The organism is Bradyrhizobium sp. USDA 4541 (genome assembly GCF_024171085.1).
Taxonomy (GTDB): Bacteria; Pseudomonadota; Alphaproteobacteria; order Rhizobiales; family Xanthobacteraceae; genus Bradyrhizobium; species Bradyrhizobium australafricanum.
On sequence record NZ_JALJZF010000001.1, the window covers coordinates 4,938,294 to 4,955,122 of the forward strand.

At 64.1% G+C, this 16,829-nt stretch carries 17 protein-coding genes; 10 read left to right on the forward strand and 7 right to left on the reverse strand.

What is annotated here, in order from left to right; all coding sequences use genetic code 11:
* Nucleotides 1–65: 65 nt before the first annotated feature.
* The 7 genes from purC (at nt 66) to J2R80_RS23235 (ending at nt 5,661) form a co-directional block, all read left to right on the forward strand.
* Entirely contained in the window at nt 66–833 is a 768-nt protein-coding gene (gene purC / locus J2R80_RS23205) for a phosphoribosylaminoimidazolesuccinocarboxamide synthase (protein WP_016843454.1), read from the forward strand.
* Nucleotides 834–848: 15 nt separating this feature from the next.
* The gene (purS, locus tag J2R80_RS23210) at nt 849–1,091 is read left to right on the forward strand and encodes a phosphoribosylformylglycinamidine synthase subunit PurS (RefSeq protein WP_057018386.1); all 243 of its coding nucleotides are present in this window, start codon (nt 849–851) and stop codon (nt 1,089–1,091) included.
* Between the two features lie 11 nt (nt 1,092–1,102).
* Nucleotides 1,103–1,357 (forward strand): hypothetical protein, encoded by a 255-nt coding sequence (locus tag J2R80_RS23215; RefSeq protein ID WP_057018387.1) that lies wholly within the window; start codon nt 1,103–1,105, stop codon nt 1,355–1,357.
* Nucleotides 1,354–2,055, forward strand: a complete 702-nt coding sequence (gene purQ / locus J2R80_RS23220) for a phosphoribosylformylglycinamidine synthase subunit PurQ (RefSeq protein ID WP_253639471.1) — start codon at nt 1,354–1,356, stop codon at nt 2,053–2,055. The genes J2R80_RS23215 and purQ overlap by 4 nt, the downstream gene beginning before the upstream one ends.
* Before the next feature lie 63 nt (nt 2,056–2,118).
* Nucleotides 2,119–3,081: a tripartite tricarboxylate transporter substrate-binding protein gene (locus J2R80_RS23225; RefSeq protein ID WP_253641021.1), complete on the forward strand. Its 963-nt coding sequence runs from the start codon at nt 2,119–2,121 to the stop codon at nt 3,079–3,081.
* Between the two features lie 130 nt (nt 3,082–3,211).
* A complete protein-coding gene (locus J2R80_RS23230; protein ID WP_076828447.1) occupies nt 3,212–4,816 on the forward strand; it encodes an ABC transporter substrate-binding protein in 1,605 nt (534 codons plus the stop codon).
* 248 nt (nt 4,817–5,064) lie between these two features.
* Nucleotides 5,065–5,661 carry an invasion associated locus B family protein gene (locus tag J2R80_RS23235; RefSeq protein WP_253639472.1) on the forward strand — a complete coding sequence of 199 codons (597 nt, stop codon included), beginning with the start codon at nt 5,065–5,067 and terminating at the stop codon, nt 5,659–5,661.
* A 42-nt stretch (nt 5,662–5,703) separates the two neighbouring features.
* Here the strand turns inward: J2R80_RS23235 and J2R80_RS23240 are convergent, their stop codons facing one another.
* Nucleotides 5,704–6,681: a DMT family transporter gene (locus tag J2R80_RS23240; RefSeq protein ID WP_076828557.1), complete on the reverse strand. Its 978-nt coding sequence runs from the start codon at nt 6,679–6,681 to the stop codon at nt 5,704–5,706.
* 235 nt (nt 6,682–6,916) lie between these two features.
* On the opposite strand from J2R80_RS23240, the gene pstS reads away from it, so the two are divergent.
* Nucleotides 6,917–7,978, forward strand: coding sequence for a phosphate ABC transporter substrate-binding protein PstS (gene pstS, locus J2R80_RS23245; protein WP_076828450.1), 1,062 nt, complete (start codon nt 6,917–6,919; stop codon nt 7,976–7,978).
* Nucleotides 7,979–7,992: 14 nt separating this feature from the next.
* Here pstS and J2R80_RS23250 read toward each other — a convergent pair whose 3' ends face one another.
* The 4 genes from J2R80_RS23250 to J2R80_RS23265 all read right to left on the reverse strand — a co-directional run bounded on the left by J2R80_RS23250 (nt 7,993) and on the right by J2R80_RS23265 (nt 12,212).
* Nucleotides 7,993–9,003, reverse strand: a complete 1,011-nt coding sequence (locus J2R80_RS23250) for a methyltransferase (RefSeq protein WP_057018393.1) — start codon at nt 9,001–9,003, stop codon at nt 7,993–7,995.
* A 248-nt stretch (nt 9,004–9,251) separates the two neighbouring features.
* Nucleotides 9,252–9,959 carry an alkaline phosphatase family protein gene (locus J2R80_RS23255; protein ID WP_253639473.1) on the reverse strand — a complete coding sequence of 236 codons (708 nt, stop codon included), beginning with the start codon at nt 9,957–9,959 and terminating at the stop codon, nt 9,252–9,254.
* A 122-nt stretch (nt 9,960–10,081) separates the two neighbouring features.
* Entirely contained in the window at nt 10,082–11,482 is a 1,401-nt protein-coding gene (locus J2R80_RS23260) for an alkaline phosphatase family protein (protein WP_253639474.1), read from the reverse strand.
* 250 nt (nt 11,483–11,732) lie between these two features.
* A complete protein-coding gene (locus J2R80_RS23265; protein WP_141340012.1) occupies nt 11,733–12,212 on the reverse strand; it encodes a PaaI family thioesterase in 480 nt (159 codons plus the stop codon).
* A 173-nt stretch (nt 12,213–12,385) separates the two neighbouring features.
* Here J2R80_RS23265 and purL point away from each other — a divergent pair, with 173 nt between their 5' ends.
* Nucleotides 12,386–14,617 (forward strand): phosphoribosylformylglycinamidine synthase subunit PurL, encoded by a 2,232-nt coding sequence (gene purL, locus J2R80_RS23270; RefSeq protein ID WP_076828457.1) that lies wholly within the window; start codon nt 12,386–12,388, stop codon nt 14,615–14,617.
* 97 nt (nt 14,618–14,714) lie between these two features.
* Here purL and J2R80_RS23275 read toward each other — a convergent pair whose 3' ends face one another.
* Nucleotides 14,715–14,975, reverse strand: a complete 261-nt coding sequence (locus tag J2R80_RS23275; protein WP_016843463.1) for a GlsB/YeaQ/YmgE family stress response membrane protein — start codon at nt 14,973–14,975, stop codon at nt 14,715–14,717.
* 107 nt (nt 14,976–15,082) lie between these two features.
* Nucleotides 15,083–15,559 carry a redox-sensitive transcriptional activator SoxR gene (gene soxR / locus J2R80_RS23280; protein ID WP_057018397.1) on the reverse strand — a complete coding sequence of 159 codons (477 nt, stop codon included), beginning with the start codon at nt 15,557–15,559 and terminating at the stop codon, nt 15,083–15,085.
* A gap of 131 nt (nt 15,560–15,690) precedes the next feature.
* On the opposite strand from soxR, the gene J2R80_RS23285 reads away from it, so the two are divergent.
* Nucleotides 15,691–16,806 carry an efflux RND transporter periplasmic adaptor subunit gene (locus tag J2R80_RS23285; RefSeq protein WP_253639475.1) on the forward strand — a complete coding sequence of 372 codons (1,116 nt, stop codon included), beginning with the start codon at nt 15,691–15,693 and terminating at the stop codon, nt 16,804–16,806.
* Nucleotides 16,807–16,829 lie beyond the last annotated feature (23 nt).

Sequence of the window (16,829 nt, forward strand, 5' to 3'; positions counted from 1 at the left end):
GTCGTAACCCCAAGTCATCCGGAGCACCCAAATCCATGGATTTCAACAAAACACGGTACATCCCAATGAGCCGTCGACGCCGTATTTATGAAGGCAAGGCCAAGGTGCTTTACGAAGGCCCCGAGCCGGGAACCCTGATCCAGCACTTCAAGGACGACGCGACCGCGTTCAACGCCAAGAAACACCAGGTGATCGAAGGCAAGGGCGTCCTCAACAACCGGATTTCGGAGTACCTGTTTCAGCACCTCAACGACATCGGGGTGCCGACCCACTTCATCCGCCGCCTCAACATGCGCGAGCAGCTGATTCGCGAGGTCGAGATCGTGCCGCTCGAGGTGGTGGTGCGGAACGTCGCCGCCGGCTCGCTGTCGCAGCGGCTCGGGATCGAGGAGGGCACCCAGCTGCCGCGCTCGATCATCGAGTTCTATTACAAGAACGACCAGCTCAACGACCCCATGGTGTCGGAAGAGCACATCACCGCCTTCGGCTGGGCGACGCCGCAGGAGATCGACGACATCATGGCGCTGGCCATCCGCGTCAACGACTTCCTGACCGGCCTCTTCCTCGGCATCGGTATCCGCCTCGTCGACTTCAAGATGGAGTGCGGACGGCTGTTCGAGAACGAGATGATGCGGATCATCGTCGCCGACGAGATCTCGCCGGACTCCTGCCGGCTGTGGGACATCAAGTCGAACGAGAAGCTCGACAAGGACCGTTTCCGCAGGGATCTGGGTGGCCTGCTCGAGGCCTACACCGAGGTCGCCAAGCGGCTCGGCATTCTGATTGAAAACGAGCGGCCGGCCGGTAGCGGCCCGGTGCTGGTGAAGAGCTAAGCTGAAGGGACGACCGTGAAGGCACGTGTGACTGTGACATTGAAGTCGGGCATCCTCGATCCGCAGGGCAAGGCGATCGAGGGTGCGCTGAAATCGCTCGGCGTCGACGGCGTCGCCAGCGTTCGCCAGGGCAAGGTGTTCGACATCGAGCTCGCCGCGACCGACAAGGCCAAGGCGGAAGCGGCGCTGAAGGCCGCCGCCGACAAGTTGTTGGCGAATACCGTGATCGAGAATTATGCCATCGAACTGAAGGCGTAAGGGGCGAGCAAATGGCCGACGTGACGATGGAGCTGATGTTCGAAGTGATGAAATCGGTCCAGGCGCGTTTGGCTCAGGTCGACGGCAAGATCGATGAGTTGAAGCAGGAAATGCAGGCATCGCGAACGTCTCAGAATGGTATCCGCCAGGAAATTACCGGCGTGTTCCAGGAGATTTCCGGTATTCACGCGACGCTGGTTCGCCACGAAGGGCGTCTTGACCGCATAGAGACACGTCTCGAATTGAACGAAGTACCAACTCCATGAAATCAGCCGTCCTCGTCTTCCCCGGCATCAACCGCGAGCGCGACATGGCGCGCGCGCTCAAGCTCGCATCCGGCAATGAGACCGCGATGGTCTGGCACGCCGAGACCGCGCTGCCCAAAGGCACGGACCTCGTGGTGGTGCCCGGCGGCTTCTCCTATGGCGATTACCTGCGCTGCGGCGCGATCGCGGCGCGCGCGCCGGTGATGGACGCGGTGCGCGACTTCGCCGCCAAGGGCGGGCTCGTGCTCGGCGTCTGCAACGGCTTCCAGATCCTCTGCGAGTCGGGGCTGCTACCGGGCGTGCTGATGCGCAATGCCGGGCTGAAGTTCATCTGCCGCGACGTGCATATGCGCGTCGAGCGTTCCGACACGCCCTTCACCCGCGGCTACAATGCCGGCCAGGTGATCCGCGTGCCGGTGGCTCACGGCGAAGGCAATTACGAGGCGGACGAAGAGACGCTGAAGCGGCTCGAAGGCGACGCGCGGGTGCTGTACCGCTACTGCTCGCCGGAGGGCGTGGTCGACGAGGCCTCCAATCTGAACGGCGCCGCGCATTCGATCGCCGGCATCGTCAATGAGCGCGGCAACGTGCTCGGCATGATGCCGCATCCGGAAAACCACGTCGAAGAGATCATGGGCTGCACCGACGGCCGCGGCCTGTTCGCAGGCCTGGTCCAGCAGTTCGAAAAGGCGGCGTAATCACCATAGCGTTTTCGAGCGAAGTGGGGACCGGTTCGCGTGAAGAAAACGCGTCAGAATAAAATGCTGCGGCGGTGGTGCGTTGCCGCGGCTGCGGCGCTTCTGCTTGCGACGTCGGCCTACGCCCAGGACTTCCCGAAGCGTCCGATCACGATGATCGTGCCGTTCACGGCCGGCGGCACCTCCGACGTCATCGCCCGCGCGGTCGCCGACCAGATGGGCACGGCGCTCGGCCAGAGCATCATCATCGAGAATGTCGGCGGCGCCGGCGGCTCGACCGCGCTCGCCCGCGCCGCGCGCGCCGAGCCGGACGGCTACACCATCGCGATCGGCAATGCCGGCACCAACGCCGCGACCTACACGATCTATCCGAAGCTGCCGTTTACGCCTGACTCCTTCGCGCCGATCGCCGTGGTCGCCAAGACCTTCGGCATCGTCGCGCTGCGCAAGGATTTTCCGGCCAAGGACCTCAAGGAATTCATCGACTACGCCAGGAACAATCCGGGCAAGGTCAATCTCGGCCATGCCGGCGTGGGCTCCTCGAATTACCTGATCTGCAAGAGTTTTGTTCATGCCGCCGGCATCGACGTGCAGCTGGTCGGCTATCGCGGCGCGGCGCTTGCGCTGACGGACGCGATCGGCAGTCAGATCGACGGCGTCTGCGATGCCGCGGCCTCGGTGTCGCAGGCGGTCGACGACAAGCTGGTGAAAGCGGTCGTCGTCGGCTCGACGGTACGGCTTGCGTCGTTGCCGGAACTGCCGACCTCGGCCGAGGCCGGACTGCCCGAGTTCGAGGCGCAGGGCTGGAACGGCCTGTTCGCGCCGAAGGGCACACCGCCCGAGATCATCGCCAAGCTCAACGCCGCCGCGCGCACCGCGGTTGCGAGCGAGGCGGTGAAGAAGCGCTTCGCCGACCTGTCGACCGTCGCCCCCGACGCCAATGAGCTCGCGCCCGAGGCGCTGCAGCAGCTCGTGACCCGCGACGTCGCGAAATACCGCACGCTGCTGGCGGACGATAAGAAGTAGAGGGTCATCGTCGCTGCGTTGGCTCTGCCCTCGACGCGGTCGCCGAGGCGGCGAGCCTTGCGTCAGCCGCTCTCCAGACTGGCCTGAAATTTGCTGGTGATCTCCCGATCGATCAGGACGGGAGCGCATCATGCTCATTCGCAAGGCTCACTGCACGATTGCGTTCCTATGCGCGCTGCTGTGGTCGCATTGGGCGATGGCCGAGACCACGTTGCGCATCGCCATGACGGCGTCCGATATCCCGACGGCCACCGGGCTGCCGAATAACGGCTTCGAAGGCATGCGCTTTCTCGGTTATCCGATCTTTGAAGGTTTGGTGCTGTGGAATCTGAGCGGAACCGACCGCTTGGCGACTTTGCGTCCCGGACTCGCGGAGAAATGGGAACAGGACCCCGTCGACAACAAGACCTGGATTTTCCATCTGCGCCAGGGCGTCAAATTCCACGATGGTACCGATTTCAATGCCGATGCCGTGATCTGGAATCTCGATCGCTACTTCAACAGCGAGAGCCCGCAATTTGAGCCGCCGAGTTCGGCGATGTCGCGGGCGCGGGTCCCGGTGATGGGCAGTTACCGGAAGATCGATGACGCAACGGTGGCGATCTCGACGACGAAGCCGGCATCCTATTTTCCCTATATGGCGGTCTATCTTCTGTTCACCTCGCCCGCCTCATTCGAAAAGGCCGGCCGCGACTGGGCCAAGGTCGCGACGTTGCCGGCTGCCGGCACCGGGCCGTTCCGCATCACCAGGATTGTGCCGCGGCAAGAGGCAGATCTGGCGCGTTGGGACAAGTATTGGGACACGAGCAAGACAGCGAAGGTCGACAATGTCGTGTTGCTGCCGATCCCCGAGGCCAATTCGCGGCTGGCCGCCTTGCGTGCCGGCCAGGTCGACTGGATCGAAGTGCCGCCGGCCGATGGCGTCGACTCGCTGAAATCCGCCGGCTTCACCATTACCACCGGCTCCTATCCGCATGTCTGGCCGTGGTTCTACAACATCGGCGCCGCCAACAGCCCGTTCAAGGACGTCAGGGTTCGCCAGGCCCTGAACTACTGCATCGATCGGGACGGGCTGGTGTCCCTGCTCAACGGGACCGCAGAGCCGTCGGTCGGCTGGCTCAAGGCCAGCGATCCCGATTTCGGCGCGCCGGTCAATCACTACAAGTTCGATCCGACCAAGGGCAAGGCGCTGCTTGCCGAGGCGGGTTACACGTCGGCGAAGCCATTGGCGTTCAAGGTGCTGATCTCGAATTCAGGCTCGGGGCAGATGCTGCCCCTGCCGATGAACGAATTCCTGCAGCAGAACCTGAAGGAAGCCTGCGGGGTCGATGTGGAATTCGACGTCATCGAGTGGCAGGTGCTCCTGACGGCGGCCCGGGCCACGCCCGACAGCTCAACTTTGCGCGGCGCCATGGCGCTCAATATCAGCTCGCCTTCGTCGGACGCCGGCGTGATGGCGCGCTATTTCCTGGCCGCCAATTTTTCACCGAACGGTTTCAATTTCGAGCAATGGAAGGACGACGAGTTCGAAGCCGCACTCAAGACGATTTCGGAAGCGACCGATCCGAAAGTGATCTCGGCGGCTTACCGCAAGGCGCATGAGCGCCTCGTCGACGATCCGCCCTGGCTCTATATTGTCCACGATCTGAACCCTCGCGCGATGAGTCCGAAGGTGAAGGGTTTTGTGTCGCCCCAATCGTGGTTCGTCGACCTCACGCTGGTCAGCGTGCAATAAGCCGGGGTCCAGCATCGTCGCCCGCATGGCTGCGCCCGAGTGCGAGCGAAGCGGTGAAGAAGCGGTTCGTCGACCTGTCGACGGTCGTACCCGACGCCAATGAACTCGCGCGCCGAGGTGCTGCAGCAACTCGTGACCCGCGACGTTGCGAAGGACGACAAGAAGTAGCATTTCTGCGGCGTGCAACGCCCTGATGCGGACACAGTCCGCGACGAGCCTGAGTTCAGGTCTGATCGGGGAAAGCGGCCATGCGCCGTGTGATCTTGCGTTGCTGCGCCGGCATGGCGCTTGCTTGGCTGGTTGCCGGCCCAGTAGCCGGCGAACAGGCTACGTTGACTTATCCCCCCTGGACGAAGTTCTGCATAGCCGACACCTGCATTGTCGGGCGAGAGGGGCGATCGAAGATAGAGAACATAGACTGCGGGGCAGTCGTGGCAGCCGCGCTGATCGCGCGCACCGGAGATTCCAGGAAGACGTTGCGCGTTTTCTTGCCGACCCGGGTGATAGTCGAACGTGGTGTTCGGATCATTATCGATCAGGAACAAGCGATTGAGCGGCCCTACGCGGGCTGCTTTGCCTACGGTTGCACGGCTGACTACGACGCCGGACCGGAAATGGTCGATCAGCTCAAGCAAGCGCATGCGCTCACTCTGGAAGCCTTCGATAAGGCCAATTCGCCGATCAGCCTGACCGTGCCGCTCGCCGGATTCGCTGATGCCTACGATGGACCCGCACAAGAGACGAAGGTTATCGAGGAGGTGCTTTCGGCGGAGGAAAAGCAGGCGAGATCGGAGCGTGCGAAGCGCGCCGAAGAGGAGCGCAAAGCGCGCTGTGAAGCGAGATAGGCGACCGCAAATAGCGGGTCTGTCAGATTCGATGAGCAGCAGCTAAAGCCTGCGCAGCCACCGTTTGACTGCTTCGCCCGGCACCGTCATCGCGGCGACGCCGGCCATGACCAGCACGAGGCCGAGCGCGAGATTCGACGGCACGGATTCCCCGAGCAGGATCACCGACAGCGCGACGCCGATCGGAATGCGAAGATAACCTTGCGCATTCGTCGTCAGCGTGCCGAGCCGCGTCAGGCACATGTAGAACAGCATCAGGCCGAACGCGCTGGAGAAGATGCCCATCACGACGGTGGCGACCAGCGCCTGCGGCGTCGGGTGCAGGGTCCAGGGATGGTCGACGATCAGGGCGACCGGCAGCAGCACGGTGCCGCCGAACAACAGCGAGCCGGCCGCCACGACCATCGGATCATAGTCCGACAGCCGAAGCCCGAAGATCGTGGCGCAGGCGAACGAGACGGTGGCGAGCAGGATCGCGATCTCGGCGAAGATCTCCTTGCCGAAGCCTGAGAGTGCGTCGAGGCCGATGATCGCGACCGTGCCGGCGAGGCCGAGGATCGCGCCGACCAGCTTGAGCAGCGAGGCCGGCTCGTGTCGCGTGATCGCCCAGGTGATGAGGAAGGCGAAGATCGGCGTCGTCGAGGCCAGCACCACGGTGTTGGATGCCGGCACGTAAAGCTGCGCCCAGGTGATCACCAAAAACGGGATCGTGGAGTTGATGGTCTGCTGGAAGGCGAACAGCTTCCAGGCCTTGAGGTCGGTCGGGATGCGGATGCCGCGGATGCGCAGCACGATGAGCAGGAAGGCGGCGGCCACCAGCGAGCGCGCGGAAATGAAGGTGACCGGCGGGATCGAGCCGAGCCCGATCTTGGTCAATGGATAGGTGGAGCTCCAGCAGCAGGCCAGCGCCAGCAGCAGCGCATAGTCGCGCCAGCCGCGCGCGCCCGGCGCTGACGTGGACGAGGTGGGCACTTTCTCGGGAGCCGTCACGCCGCCCGTTTTCGCTGTGCTCTTCGGCACCTTGATTTGGCTCCCTTCGCGCATTGGCGCGCGAAGCAGCAATCTAGCGCGGCGGCGCGATGCAAGGCTAGGGTATTGAATTTACGCCGATATCCCGCTTGGAGGAATTGGCGGGCTGCGTCTGTGGGACTGAGGCTGGCGTCGTCCGGGTGCCAATCCGACGCCTCCGGCGTATGCTACCGTTTTGTGACTTGGCCCACACGGGCGTCTGGCTCGTCCTGCTAGGCTCAACAGCATGACGAAGCATTTCAAATTACCGATCATTTTCACTGCACTCGTCGTCGCAACGCAATGCTTTGCTGCGGAGACCAAGGGCGCGGGCTCAACCTTCGTGTCGCCTGTGGTGGCGAAATGGATCGATGCCTACAAGGCCAAGACCGGCAACACGGTCAGCTATCAATCGGTGGGCTCGAGCATCGGCGTCGGCCTGATCAAGAAGGCCGCCGTCGATTTCGGGACGAGCGATATGCCGCTCGATCCGAAAGAGCTGGACAGGCTCGGCATGGTGCAATTCCCGATCGTGATCGGAGGCGTCGTGCCGGTGGTCAACATCGCGGGCGTCAAGCCCGGCCAGATCCAGTTCACCGGACAGCTGCTCGCCGACATCTATCTCGGCAAGGTCAAATCGTGGAACGATCCGGCCATCCAGGCGGTCAATCCCGATCTGAAGCTGCCGCGCACGGCGATCACCGTCGTGCATCGCCTCGATGGGTCGGGGACGACGTTCAATTGGTCGAACTATCTTGCGAAGGTCAGTGCGCAGTGGAAGGCAAGCGTCGGAGAGGGCTCGTCGGTCGAGTGGCCGGTAGGGCTCGGCGGCAAGGGTAATGATGGCGTCGCCTCGCTCGTCAGTTTGATTCCCGGGGCGATCGGCTATCTCGAATATGCCTACGCGCTGCAACGGCTTGACCGGATTTCCTTCGGTCTGGTGCAGAACAGTGCCGGCAATTTCGTCACCCCCGACGCCGCATCGTTCCAGGCTGCGGCGTCGAGTGCGGACTGGACGACGACGCAGGATTTTTACAAGGTCCTCACCAACGCTCCCGGCGAGGACGCATACCCGATCACGGCCACGACCTTCGTCCTGATGCACAAGCAGCCGAAATCACCCGACGGGTCGGCAACCGCGATCGACTTCCTGCGCTGGTCATTGCAGAGCGGCAAGCCGCAGGCTCAATTGCTCAACTACGTTCCCCTGCCGGCCACGCTGGTCGAGCAGATCGAGCAGTATTGGCAGCATAATTTCGAGGCGCTTACGGCGTCGGCTGCGGCGTCCGGAAAGCGGACTGATCGGTAGACCACGCGGATACGCTACTTAAATCCGATCACCATCGAATCCGGGCCAACGAGCGGTTCGACCCGCGTTCGGGAAAATCCGACGTCGCGCATCCAAGCCTGACAGTCTTCGCCTGTGTAGTCAAACCCACCGGCGGTTTCGATCAGCATATTCAAGCTCATCAGAAGCCCGAAAGCGTTTTCGCGGCGATCGTCATCGATGATGGCGTCATAAACAATGATTGCGCCACCTTTCGGAAGCGCATCGAATGCCTTGCCGAGAAGCGCCCGTTTCTTGGCAAGGTCCCAATCATGAAGGATGTGACCCATGATGATGACGTCAACCTCCGGCAGCGGGTCCTCGAAGAAGTTTCCTCCCCGAAACCGCACCCGATCCTCCAGCCCGCGCTGAGCGATAAATTCCTCGAACACCGGCTTGACCGCGGGAAGGTCGAAGCCGATGCCGGTGAGGTGCGGATGGTCGTGTGCGAGCGTGGCAGGCACCATGCCCTGAGCCGAACCGAGATCCATGAAAGTCTTGTACTCGCTCCAAGGGAACTTGCCGGCAATAGCATGCGCCGCACCCGCGCTTATTGCGCTCATCGCGGTCAGAAATCCCCGCAACCGATCCGGATCGGCATACAATGCCGCAAATAAGTCTTCTCCTCCGCCCTTGCCCTCGTTCTGCAATTCGCCGCTGCGCAGGGCCTCCGTGAGCGATCCCCAAAAGCCATAGAGCCGGGCATTCGCCATCTCCAGAATGCCTCCGATGTAGGATGGCTTGGCGCGATCGAGATACAGGTCCGTGTCCGGGGTGTTGCTGTAGATGCCGTTCTCGCGCTCAAGCAATCTGAGCGCCACCAGCGAATCGAGGAAGTCGCGGGCCGATCGCTGATGCAACGCAAGCGTCCTTTGCAGCGTCGGCAGGTCAGCGGGGCCATCGGCCAACGTACTGAACACGCCCAGTTCGACGGCGCTCAAGAGCGTTTTGGACGCCCAAAAGCCCAGACCAATCTGCATAATATGTTCCGGTGTTGCCGCGCTCATGACTTGATCCCAATTGGTTGTCACTGCTGGTGCAGCCGGGTGAACATGTCGCCCCTGGTTCGGGCCTGGTGCGCCGGGAGGGTGGCAGGGGTTCACCACGGCGTCATTTCAAATAACGGCGAATAAATTTGATTTTGACACTTCCGTTCGGTGAACGCCAGTGGCGCAGGATTGGCGAGAACGAATCAGCGATGGACGCCGCTCCGGCGTCCATCGCGTGAGCTGTGCCTGAAATGCCGGACCATGCTCTAGCGCAGGACCTGGCCCAGCACCTCGCCGTCGACCTGCTGCGGTGCCGAACCGAGGATCCGCATGATGGTCGGCGCCACGTCGATATTGCGCATGTGCCGCACCACGGTGTCCTTGCGGATCTGCGGGCCCGCGGCGATGAACGTCGCGCTCATCACCGGAAGCTCGGGATCGTGACCGTGGGCGCCATGGAAGTTCGGCATCGACAGCATGGTGGTTGCCGCGTTGAACGGCGCGTCGCCCTGGCGCGCGACGCCAGGGTTCTGGATGCCGTCGAAATTGTAGCCGGGCGCCATCAGCGCGAACACGTCGCCATAGTCCTGGCCGATGGTCTTGCTGATGCATTGTCCGGTTCCGGCGTCGCATTGCAGCGGCCGGGTCTCGACGACGGTGAAGATGCGCTGGTCCTTCAGTGAGTAGTTGAAGCGGGCATTGGGGTCGACCGCGTTCTTCACCGCGTCAGTGATCTGCGCCACCAGGGTGCGGTAGGTCGCCAGATCAACGGTGCCGCCGAGCTCGCGGTTCTGCAGGTTGACGTAGATGTCGGCGGCGGGGCCGGAGGTGCGGATCCCGACCTTGCTGGTGTCGATCCCGGCGTTGCGCAGGATGTTGGTGAGATTGACCGAGGTGTGGAACGGCGCGAAGCCGTGGTCCGACACCACGATCACGTTGCTGTCGCGGCCCGCCGCATCGGCGATCTGCTTCACCGCCTTGTCGGCCGTCTGGTAGGCGAAACGGATGTAGGACGCGTAGCGCTTGACCTTGGCAGCATCCTGGTTGGCGCCGATCGAATTCGGATCGGTCGGGTTGGTGCCCTGGCGGGGATCGGTCAGCAGTGGTGCTCGGAGCCGTCGGGCTGCTCGATATAGACCATGACGAGGTCGGCGTCCGGATGGGTCTTGATCGCGCGCTCGCCGATATTGGCCTGGTAGCGCACGAAGGTCTTCACCATGTCCTCGAACATCGTCTCGATCTCGACGTCGGAGAAGCTGGTGAAGCCGGGGCTCAGGCGCTCCGGAATGCGGAAGTCGGCCTGCGGACGCCAGAACCCGATGTTGTTGTTGATGTCGTCGACGTCGGCGAGCACAGGCGTGTTGCGCGGGATGTAGTTGGCGCCGTAGCGGGCGAAGCGCACCACCGAGAGATCGGGAGACAGCGCAGAGACGAAGTACGCGGCACCAACCTTCGCCCCGCTGCCTTCAAAGAAGAACGGTGCGTTCTCGCCACCGAACTTGACATAGGCCGGTCCGGTCGACGGCGCGTGGAACGGTCCTGCGGTGATGCCGCGGTTGGCGTCGAAGAACACCAGCGTGTCGTAGTTCACCTTCCGATCGTTGGTGGTGTCGATCGCGGCGACGCGGATCGAATATTTGACATCGAGCGTCGAGGCATTGGTGCAGGTCGCGGTTGCCGCGGCCGAGCAGGAGAACGTCTCGATCGGTGCCGAGGTCACCAGCATTGGGCTGAACGAGAAATGGCCGGCAGCCTGCAGCGCCGTCACGATGCTCGGGTCGGCCGTGAAGTCGCCTCGCGACAGCGAGAAGCCCTGGGCCCCGATGCCGCCGAACGCGCCGAACGGGACCGTGAAGTCGGTGATGCGGGTCGGCTGGGCCGGCTGCACCACGGTCTTGTTGATGGAGATGTCGGCGCCGTCGCCGCCGGGCCAGGTCGCCGTGACAACCTTCTTGCCCTGCTGGCGCAGCTGCACCCACAACGGCACCGCGGTCGGGTGCGGCGACGGCCCGAGCGGATTCTCGCTGTAGCCGCCGATCGGCGCCGCAAAGCCGCTGATGCTGCCGGAGATCGGCCCGACGATCGGCTCGAACGTGTTCGAGGGGATGTCGTTGTGGACCGCCGTCGAACCGGTCGCGATGGCAATATGAGACACCGCGGTGAGCGACGGTGACGCCGTCACGTTCTGCAACGCCACCGCGCCGCGCCGGCTCAGCCGGGCGAGGCCGCCGTCGCGCGGCAGTACGCCTTCCTCGATGAATTTCTGGATGAAATCGGGCTTGGCACCGTCAAGCGAGATCATCACCACGCGCGGCTTGCGGCCGTGATGACCGCCGTCATGATCCTGGTCTTGATCCTGATCATGACCGCGAGCATCGCCAACGCCGCGATCACCATTATCGCCGTCTTGACCGGCGCGCACCGGAGTTGCAGTCCACACCAGCGATGCGACAAGCGACATCGCCGTCGTAACGGAAACGAACGTCTTCAATTTCATGAGAATGCCCCAACTTCGCTGCGCGAACGCACAAACGGAAACGGTTCAGCAATCTTCGGGGGCTTGCCTGACGCGCATGTGACGCGCGCGCGACGACGCAACGACAGTGCGTCGATGCGTCACAACCGCAGTTCGTATTGCCTCACGCGAAGAACGCGCGTGAACACAACGCGCTAGAGCTGCGCTGTCGATTCAATCCGTGGCGATGTAACGGCTGGATGACGGCGTGCGTCCACAGACGTCACACGCTTTACGCCGTTGCCTGCGCCGGCGTCCTGCGCTTCACCCGCTTGATGGTGCCGGAGAAGGTGAACAGCGGCCGCTCCGCCGATGTCAGTATGCCCCGCACGAAGATCAGCGACATGCCGGCGCGGGTGACCTCGCCGGTGCACTCGATCAGGTCGCCCTCGCGGGCGGCGTCGAGGAATTCCGAGGCGAACGACACCGTGACGCCGGGGCCCTGCAGCACCGAGCCGGCGAGCGCGAACAGGCAGTAATCCGCGAAGGTCATGAAGCAGCCGCCGTGGACGTTGCCGGAGCCGTTGAGATGCTTCTTGCCGACCCGGAACGCGCAGGTGATGCGGCCGTTCTCGTCCATGCGGTGGTAGAACGGGCCGGTATGGGTCTCGAAATTGTCCCGGGTCCAGGTTCGCCAGCCGGTGAATTCGCCCTCGGTTTCGACGTGCAGGTCGGGGCGGCGGTTGAATGCAGTTTTGGCGAGCTCGTTCACGAAATATGGCCTTCAATTATCGGGTTCGGGTCCTTAAATCCGATCCATCCCCATTGTGCAAATCCCGGGAGCAGATCTCGGGCCGCGGCCAGCTGCCGCAAAGCTCTGGACAGGCCGGAAATGGGCCCTAAAAGGCCTTTTCGCCCCCGTTCTATCTACCTATTAAGGGTCCCATGAACGCGCCCAAGAACGACCCCAAGAACGAGCCCCAAATCACCCCCGAACTCGTCGCCGCCCACGGGCTGAAGCCGGACGAGTACGAGCGCATCCTGAAGCTGATCGGGCGGGTTCCGACCTTCACAGAACTCGGCATCTTCTCGGCGATGTGGAACGAGCATTGCTCGTACAAGTCGTCGCGCATCCATCTGCGCGGGCTGCCGACCAAGGCCCCCTGGGTGATCCAGGGCCCCGGCGAGAATGCCGGCGTGATCGACATCGGCGACGGGCAGGCCGTGGTCTTCAAGATGGAGAGCCACAATCACCCGAGCTACATCGAGCCCTACCAGGGCGCGACCACCGGCGTCGGTGGCATCCTGCGCGACGTCTTCACCATGGGCGCGCGGCCGATCGCCTGCCTGAACGCGCTGAGCTTCGGTGCGCCCGAGCATCCCAAGACCCGGCATCTGGTGTCCGGCGTGGTCGCGGGCGTCGGCGGCTACGGCAATTCCTTCGGCGTGCCGACGGTCGGCGGCCAGGTGCGTTTCCACACCCGCTATGACGGCAACATCTTGGTCAACGCCATGGCGGTCGGCCTCGCCGACGCCGACAAGATCTTCTACGCGGCGGCCTCCGGCGTGAACATGCCGATCGTCTATCTCGGCTCCAAGACCGGCCGCGACGGCATCCACGGCGCCTCGATGGCCTCAGCCGAATTCGACGACGCCTCCGAGGAGAAGCGCCCGACCGTGCAGGTCGGCGATCCCTTCGCCGAGAAGCTCTTGCTGGAAGCCTGCCTCGAGATCATGGAAAAGGGTTGCGTGATCGCGATCCAGGACATGGGCGCGGCGGGCCTGACCTGCTCGGCGGTCGAGATGGGCGCCAAGGGCGATCTCGGCGTCGAGCTCGACCTCAGCGCGGTGCCGACCCGCGAGACCGGGATGAGCGCCTACGAGATGATGCTCTCGGAAAGCCAGGAGCGCATGCTCATGGTGCTCAAGCCCGAGAAGGAAAAAGAGGCCGAGGCGATATTCCGCAAATGGGGGCTCGATTTCGCCATCGTCGGCTACACCACGCCGACCAAGCGTTTCGTCGTCAAGCATGGCGGCGACGTGATGGCCGATCTGCCGATCAAGGAGCTCGGTGACGAGGCGCCGGTCTACGACCGTCCGCACGTCGCCTCGAATGCGCTGCCGGTGATCCGCGGGCAGGACGTCAAGCCGCCGCTCGGTATCGCGGATGCGCTGGAAAAGCTGATCGGCACGCCCGAATTGTGCTCGAAGCGCTGGGTGTGGGAGCAGTACGACCACGTCATCCTCGGCAATACCATGCAGCGCCCCGGCGGCGATGCCGCGGTGGTTCGCGTCGAGGACGGACCGAAGGGCCTTGCGCTCACCGTCGACGTCACGCCGCGCTATTGCGAGGCCGATCCGTTCGAGGGCGGCAAGCAGGCGGTCGCGGAAGCCTGGCGCAACATCACTGCGGTCGGCGGCCGGCCGCTCGCGATCACCGACAATCTCAACTTCGGCAATCCGGAGCGGCCCGAGATCATGGGCCAGTTCGTCGGCTGCCTGAAGGGCATTTCGGAGGCCTGCCGCGCGCTGGACTTCCCGGTCGTGTCCGGCAACGTCTCGCTCTACAACGAGACCAACGGCCGCGGCATCCTGCCGACGCCCTCGATCGGCGGCGTCGGCCTGCTCGACGACTTCACCAAGTCCGCGACCCTGGCGTTCAAGGCGGCCGGCGAGGCGATCCTTCTGGTTGGCGACACGCAGGGCTGGCTCGGCCAGTCGGTCTATCTGCGCGACGTCTGCGGCCGCGAGGAGGGCGCTCCGCCGCCGGTCGATCTCGCTGCCGAGAAGCGCAATGGCGACGTGGTGCGCGGCATGATCCACGCCGGCACCGCGACCGCGGTGCACGACGTCTCCGACGGCGGTCTTTTGATCGCGCTCGCCGAAATGGCGATCGCAAGCGGCATCGGCGCGCAACTCCTGGCCGCGCCGTCCTCGATCGTGCCGCACGCCTATTGGTACGGCGAGGATCAGGCCCGCTACATCGTCACCGTGCCGGCCGCCGACGCAGGCCTCGTGCTGGCCAAGATGAAGGGCGCCGGCGTGCCCTGCGCGCGCATCGGCACCACCGGCGGCGACGCGATTGCGGTGGCTGGGGAGTCGCCGGTTGCGGTCGAAAGCCTGTCGCGCGCCTTCGAGCACTGGCTGCCGAACTACATGCACGGCACTGCCGCCTGATCCGGCTGGATCAGGCGCCGCGAGCAACGATTCAATGGCGCGATGAACCCATCATCGCGCCATTTCTATTCCGAACGTGATCCCTTCGGATCATGCCTTATGTCGCGCCGCGGACCGCGCGCCAGGCAAAGATGATGATGCAGGCGCCGATGAAGCCGGCGACGAGATAGCTGAGCCAGCCTCCGCCGAGCGATACGCCGAGCAGACCCAACAGCCAGTTCGCCAGCGCGGCGCCGACAATGCCGAGGATGATATTCATGAAGATGCCGGTTCCGGATTTCATGAACATCTCGGCGAGCCAGCCCGCCAGTCCGCCGACGATGATGGCGGCGATCCATCCAACTTGAGGGTCGTTCATCTCAGGACTCCCTAGGGTCAAGAAGTCCGGCCAGCATACCTGAGAATCACCTGGCGGGATGTGACCAAAGGCAGGTTGTGCGCAACTTGTCAGCCGCGAAAATGCCGTCAGCCCCGCCGCTTGCGCCGCGCCCGGCGTTCGGCCGCGGTGATCAGGATGCGCGGGCCCGGCCCCTGGGCGCCGAGCTTGTCGTCGCAGTTGCGCAGCGGGCAATCGGTCACCGACAGGCAGCCGCAACCGATGCAGTTGAACAGCTTGTCGCGGAGATCGGTGAGATCGTTGATGCGCTGCTCGAGCGTCTCGGTCCAGGCCCGCATCGCGCGCTCCCATTCGCGCACGGTCGGCGCGCGATCGAGCGGTATCGCGGCGAAGGTCTGCCTGATCTCCTCGAGCGGGATCCCGGCGCGCTGCGCGATCCTGATCACGGCGATCCGCCGCAGCACCCCGCGCATGTAGCGCCGCTGGTTGCCGCCGGTGCGCCGGCTCGCGATCAGTCCCTTGCTCTCGTAGAAGTGAAGGGTGGAGACAGCAAGTCCGCTGCGCCGCGCCACCTCGCCGACAGAAAGCTCCTGCGCAAGCGTCATTGCAAATCCTGGATTAGAAGTCCTGCAAGCTGCCAGCCTTGACCTCAACCGTACTTGAGGTTCTATATCAGTTGCGGGCTTGCAGGGGCAAGCTTCCGGCCGACACGCCGGGGTTTGTTCTTGGAAACAATATGCCGTCCGCATCATTTTCGTCGCGCCGCTGGCTCGGGCTTCGTGCCAGGCCGTTCGGCATCACCGTTCTGTTGCTCGCCTGTGCCGCGGCCGGCTTGTTTGCCTGGCGTGCAGGCGGATCCAGCGCCTCGGCCAAGCCCACCGCCGAGGCCCCGCCGACGCCGGTCGCGGCGATGGTGGTGCGGACCGAAACCCTGCCGCGGTCGATCGAGGCGATCGGCTCGCTGCAGGCGGTGCGTCAGGTGATTCTGGCGCCGGAGGTTGCCGGCCGCGTCACCGCGATCAATTTCGATGCCGGCATCGATGTCGCCGAGGGCGCGCCGCTGGTGCAGCTCTATGACGCGCCGCTGCGCGCCGCGCGTGCGGTTGCGGTCTCCAAGGGACGCTTCGCGCAATTGCAGGAGAAGCGCTCGCAGGGCCTCGCGCCGTCCGGCTTCGTGACCCAGGAGACGCTGCAGCAGCGGCAGGAAGATCTGAAGCAGGCCGACGCCTCGCTCGACCAGCTCGATGCCCAGATCGCGCAGATGACGATCCGCGCGCCGTTCGCGGGCCAGATCGGTCTGCGCAAGGTCAATCTCGGCCAATACGTCAATGCCGGCGATGCGCTCGCGACGCTGACCGCGCTCGACCAACTCTATGCCAATTTCACCGTTCCGCAGCAGCGCCTGTCAAATCTGAAGGTGGGAGGCGCGGTGACGATCCGTACCGATGCTTTCCCCGATCGGGTGTTCGAGGCCAAGATCAACGCCATCGAGCCGCAGGTCGCCGAGGACACCCGCAATGTCCTCGTGCAAGCCCTGTTTCCTAATCCCGACCGGCTGCTGCGGCCGGGCCTCTTCGTGATGGTAAGCGTGGTGCTGCCGCCGCAGGCGGACGCCATCGTGGTGCCGGTGACCGCGATCCAGACCAGCGCATCCGGCGAGAGCGTGCTGGTCGTGCGCGACAACAAGGCGGTCGGCGTCGCTGTCAAGACCGGGCAACGGATCGGCGAGCGTGTCGTGGTGGAGCAGGGGCTTGCGCCCGGCGATCACATCGTCACCGCGGGCCAGCTCCGCGTCATGCCCGGCGCGGCCGTCCAGACGACCATGGCGGAGACGCCGGAGAAGGGGCGCTGACCCGCGAGCGGTAGGCGACCAAA

What these genes read in the sequence shown, in the direction of transcription:
- soxR (WP_057018397.1), bottom strand. Translation starts at nt 15,559, where the DNA reads ATGACGCTTGCGCAGGAGCTTTCTGTCGGCGAGGTGGCGCGGCGCAGC.
- pstS (WP_076828450.1), top strand. Translation starts at nt 6,917, where the DNA reads ATGACGAAGCATTTCAAATTACCGATCATTTTCACTGCACTCGTCGTC.
- J2R80_RS23275 (WP_016843463.1), bottom strand. Translation starts at nt 14,975, where the DNA reads ATGAACGACCCTCAAGTTGGATGGATCGCCGCCATCATCGTCGGCGGA.
- J2R80_RS23230 (WP_076828447.1), top strand. Translation starts at nt 3,212, where the DNA reads ATGCTCATTCGCAAGGCTCACTGCACGATTGCGTTCCTATGCGCGCTG.
- J2R80_RS23260 (WP_253639474.1), bottom strand. Translation starts at nt 11,482, where the DNA reads ATGAAATTGAAGACGTTCGTTTCCGTTACGACGGCGATGTCGCTTGTC.
- J2R80_RS23215 (WP_057018387.1), top strand. Translation starts at nt 1,103, where the DNA reads ATGGCCGACGTGACGATGGAGCTGATGTTCGAAGTGATGAAATCGGTC.
- J2R80_RS23250 (WP_057018393.1), bottom strand. Translation starts at nt 9,003, where the DNA reads ATGAGCGCGGCAACACCGGAACATATTATGCAGATTGGTCTGGGCTTT.
- purQ (WP_253639471.1), top strand. Translation starts at nt 1,354, where the DNA reads ATGAAATCAGCCGTCCTCGTCTTCCCCGGCATCAACCGCGAGCGCGAC.
- purC (WP_016843454.1), top strand. Translation starts at nt 66, where the DNA reads ATGAGCCGTCGACGCCGTATTTATGAAGGCAAGGCCAAGGTGCTTTAC.
- purL (WP_076828457.1), top strand. Translation starts at nt 12,386, where the DNA reads ATGAACGCGCCCAAGAACGACCCCAAGAACGAGCCCCAAATCACCCCC.
- J2R80_RS23285 (WP_253639475.1), top strand. Translation starts at nt 15,691, where the DNA reads ATGCCGTCCGCATCATTTTCGTCGCGCCGCTGGCTCGGGCTTCGTGCC.
- J2R80_RS23225 (WP_253641021.1), top strand. Translation starts at nt 2,119, where the DNA reads ATGCTGCGGCGGTGGTGCGTTGCCGCGGCTGCGGCGCTTCTGCTTGCG.
- J2R80_RS23235 (WP_253639472.1), top strand. Translation starts at nt 5,065, where the DNA reads ATGCGCCGTGTGATCTTGCGTTGCTGCGCCGGCATGGCGCTTGCTTGG.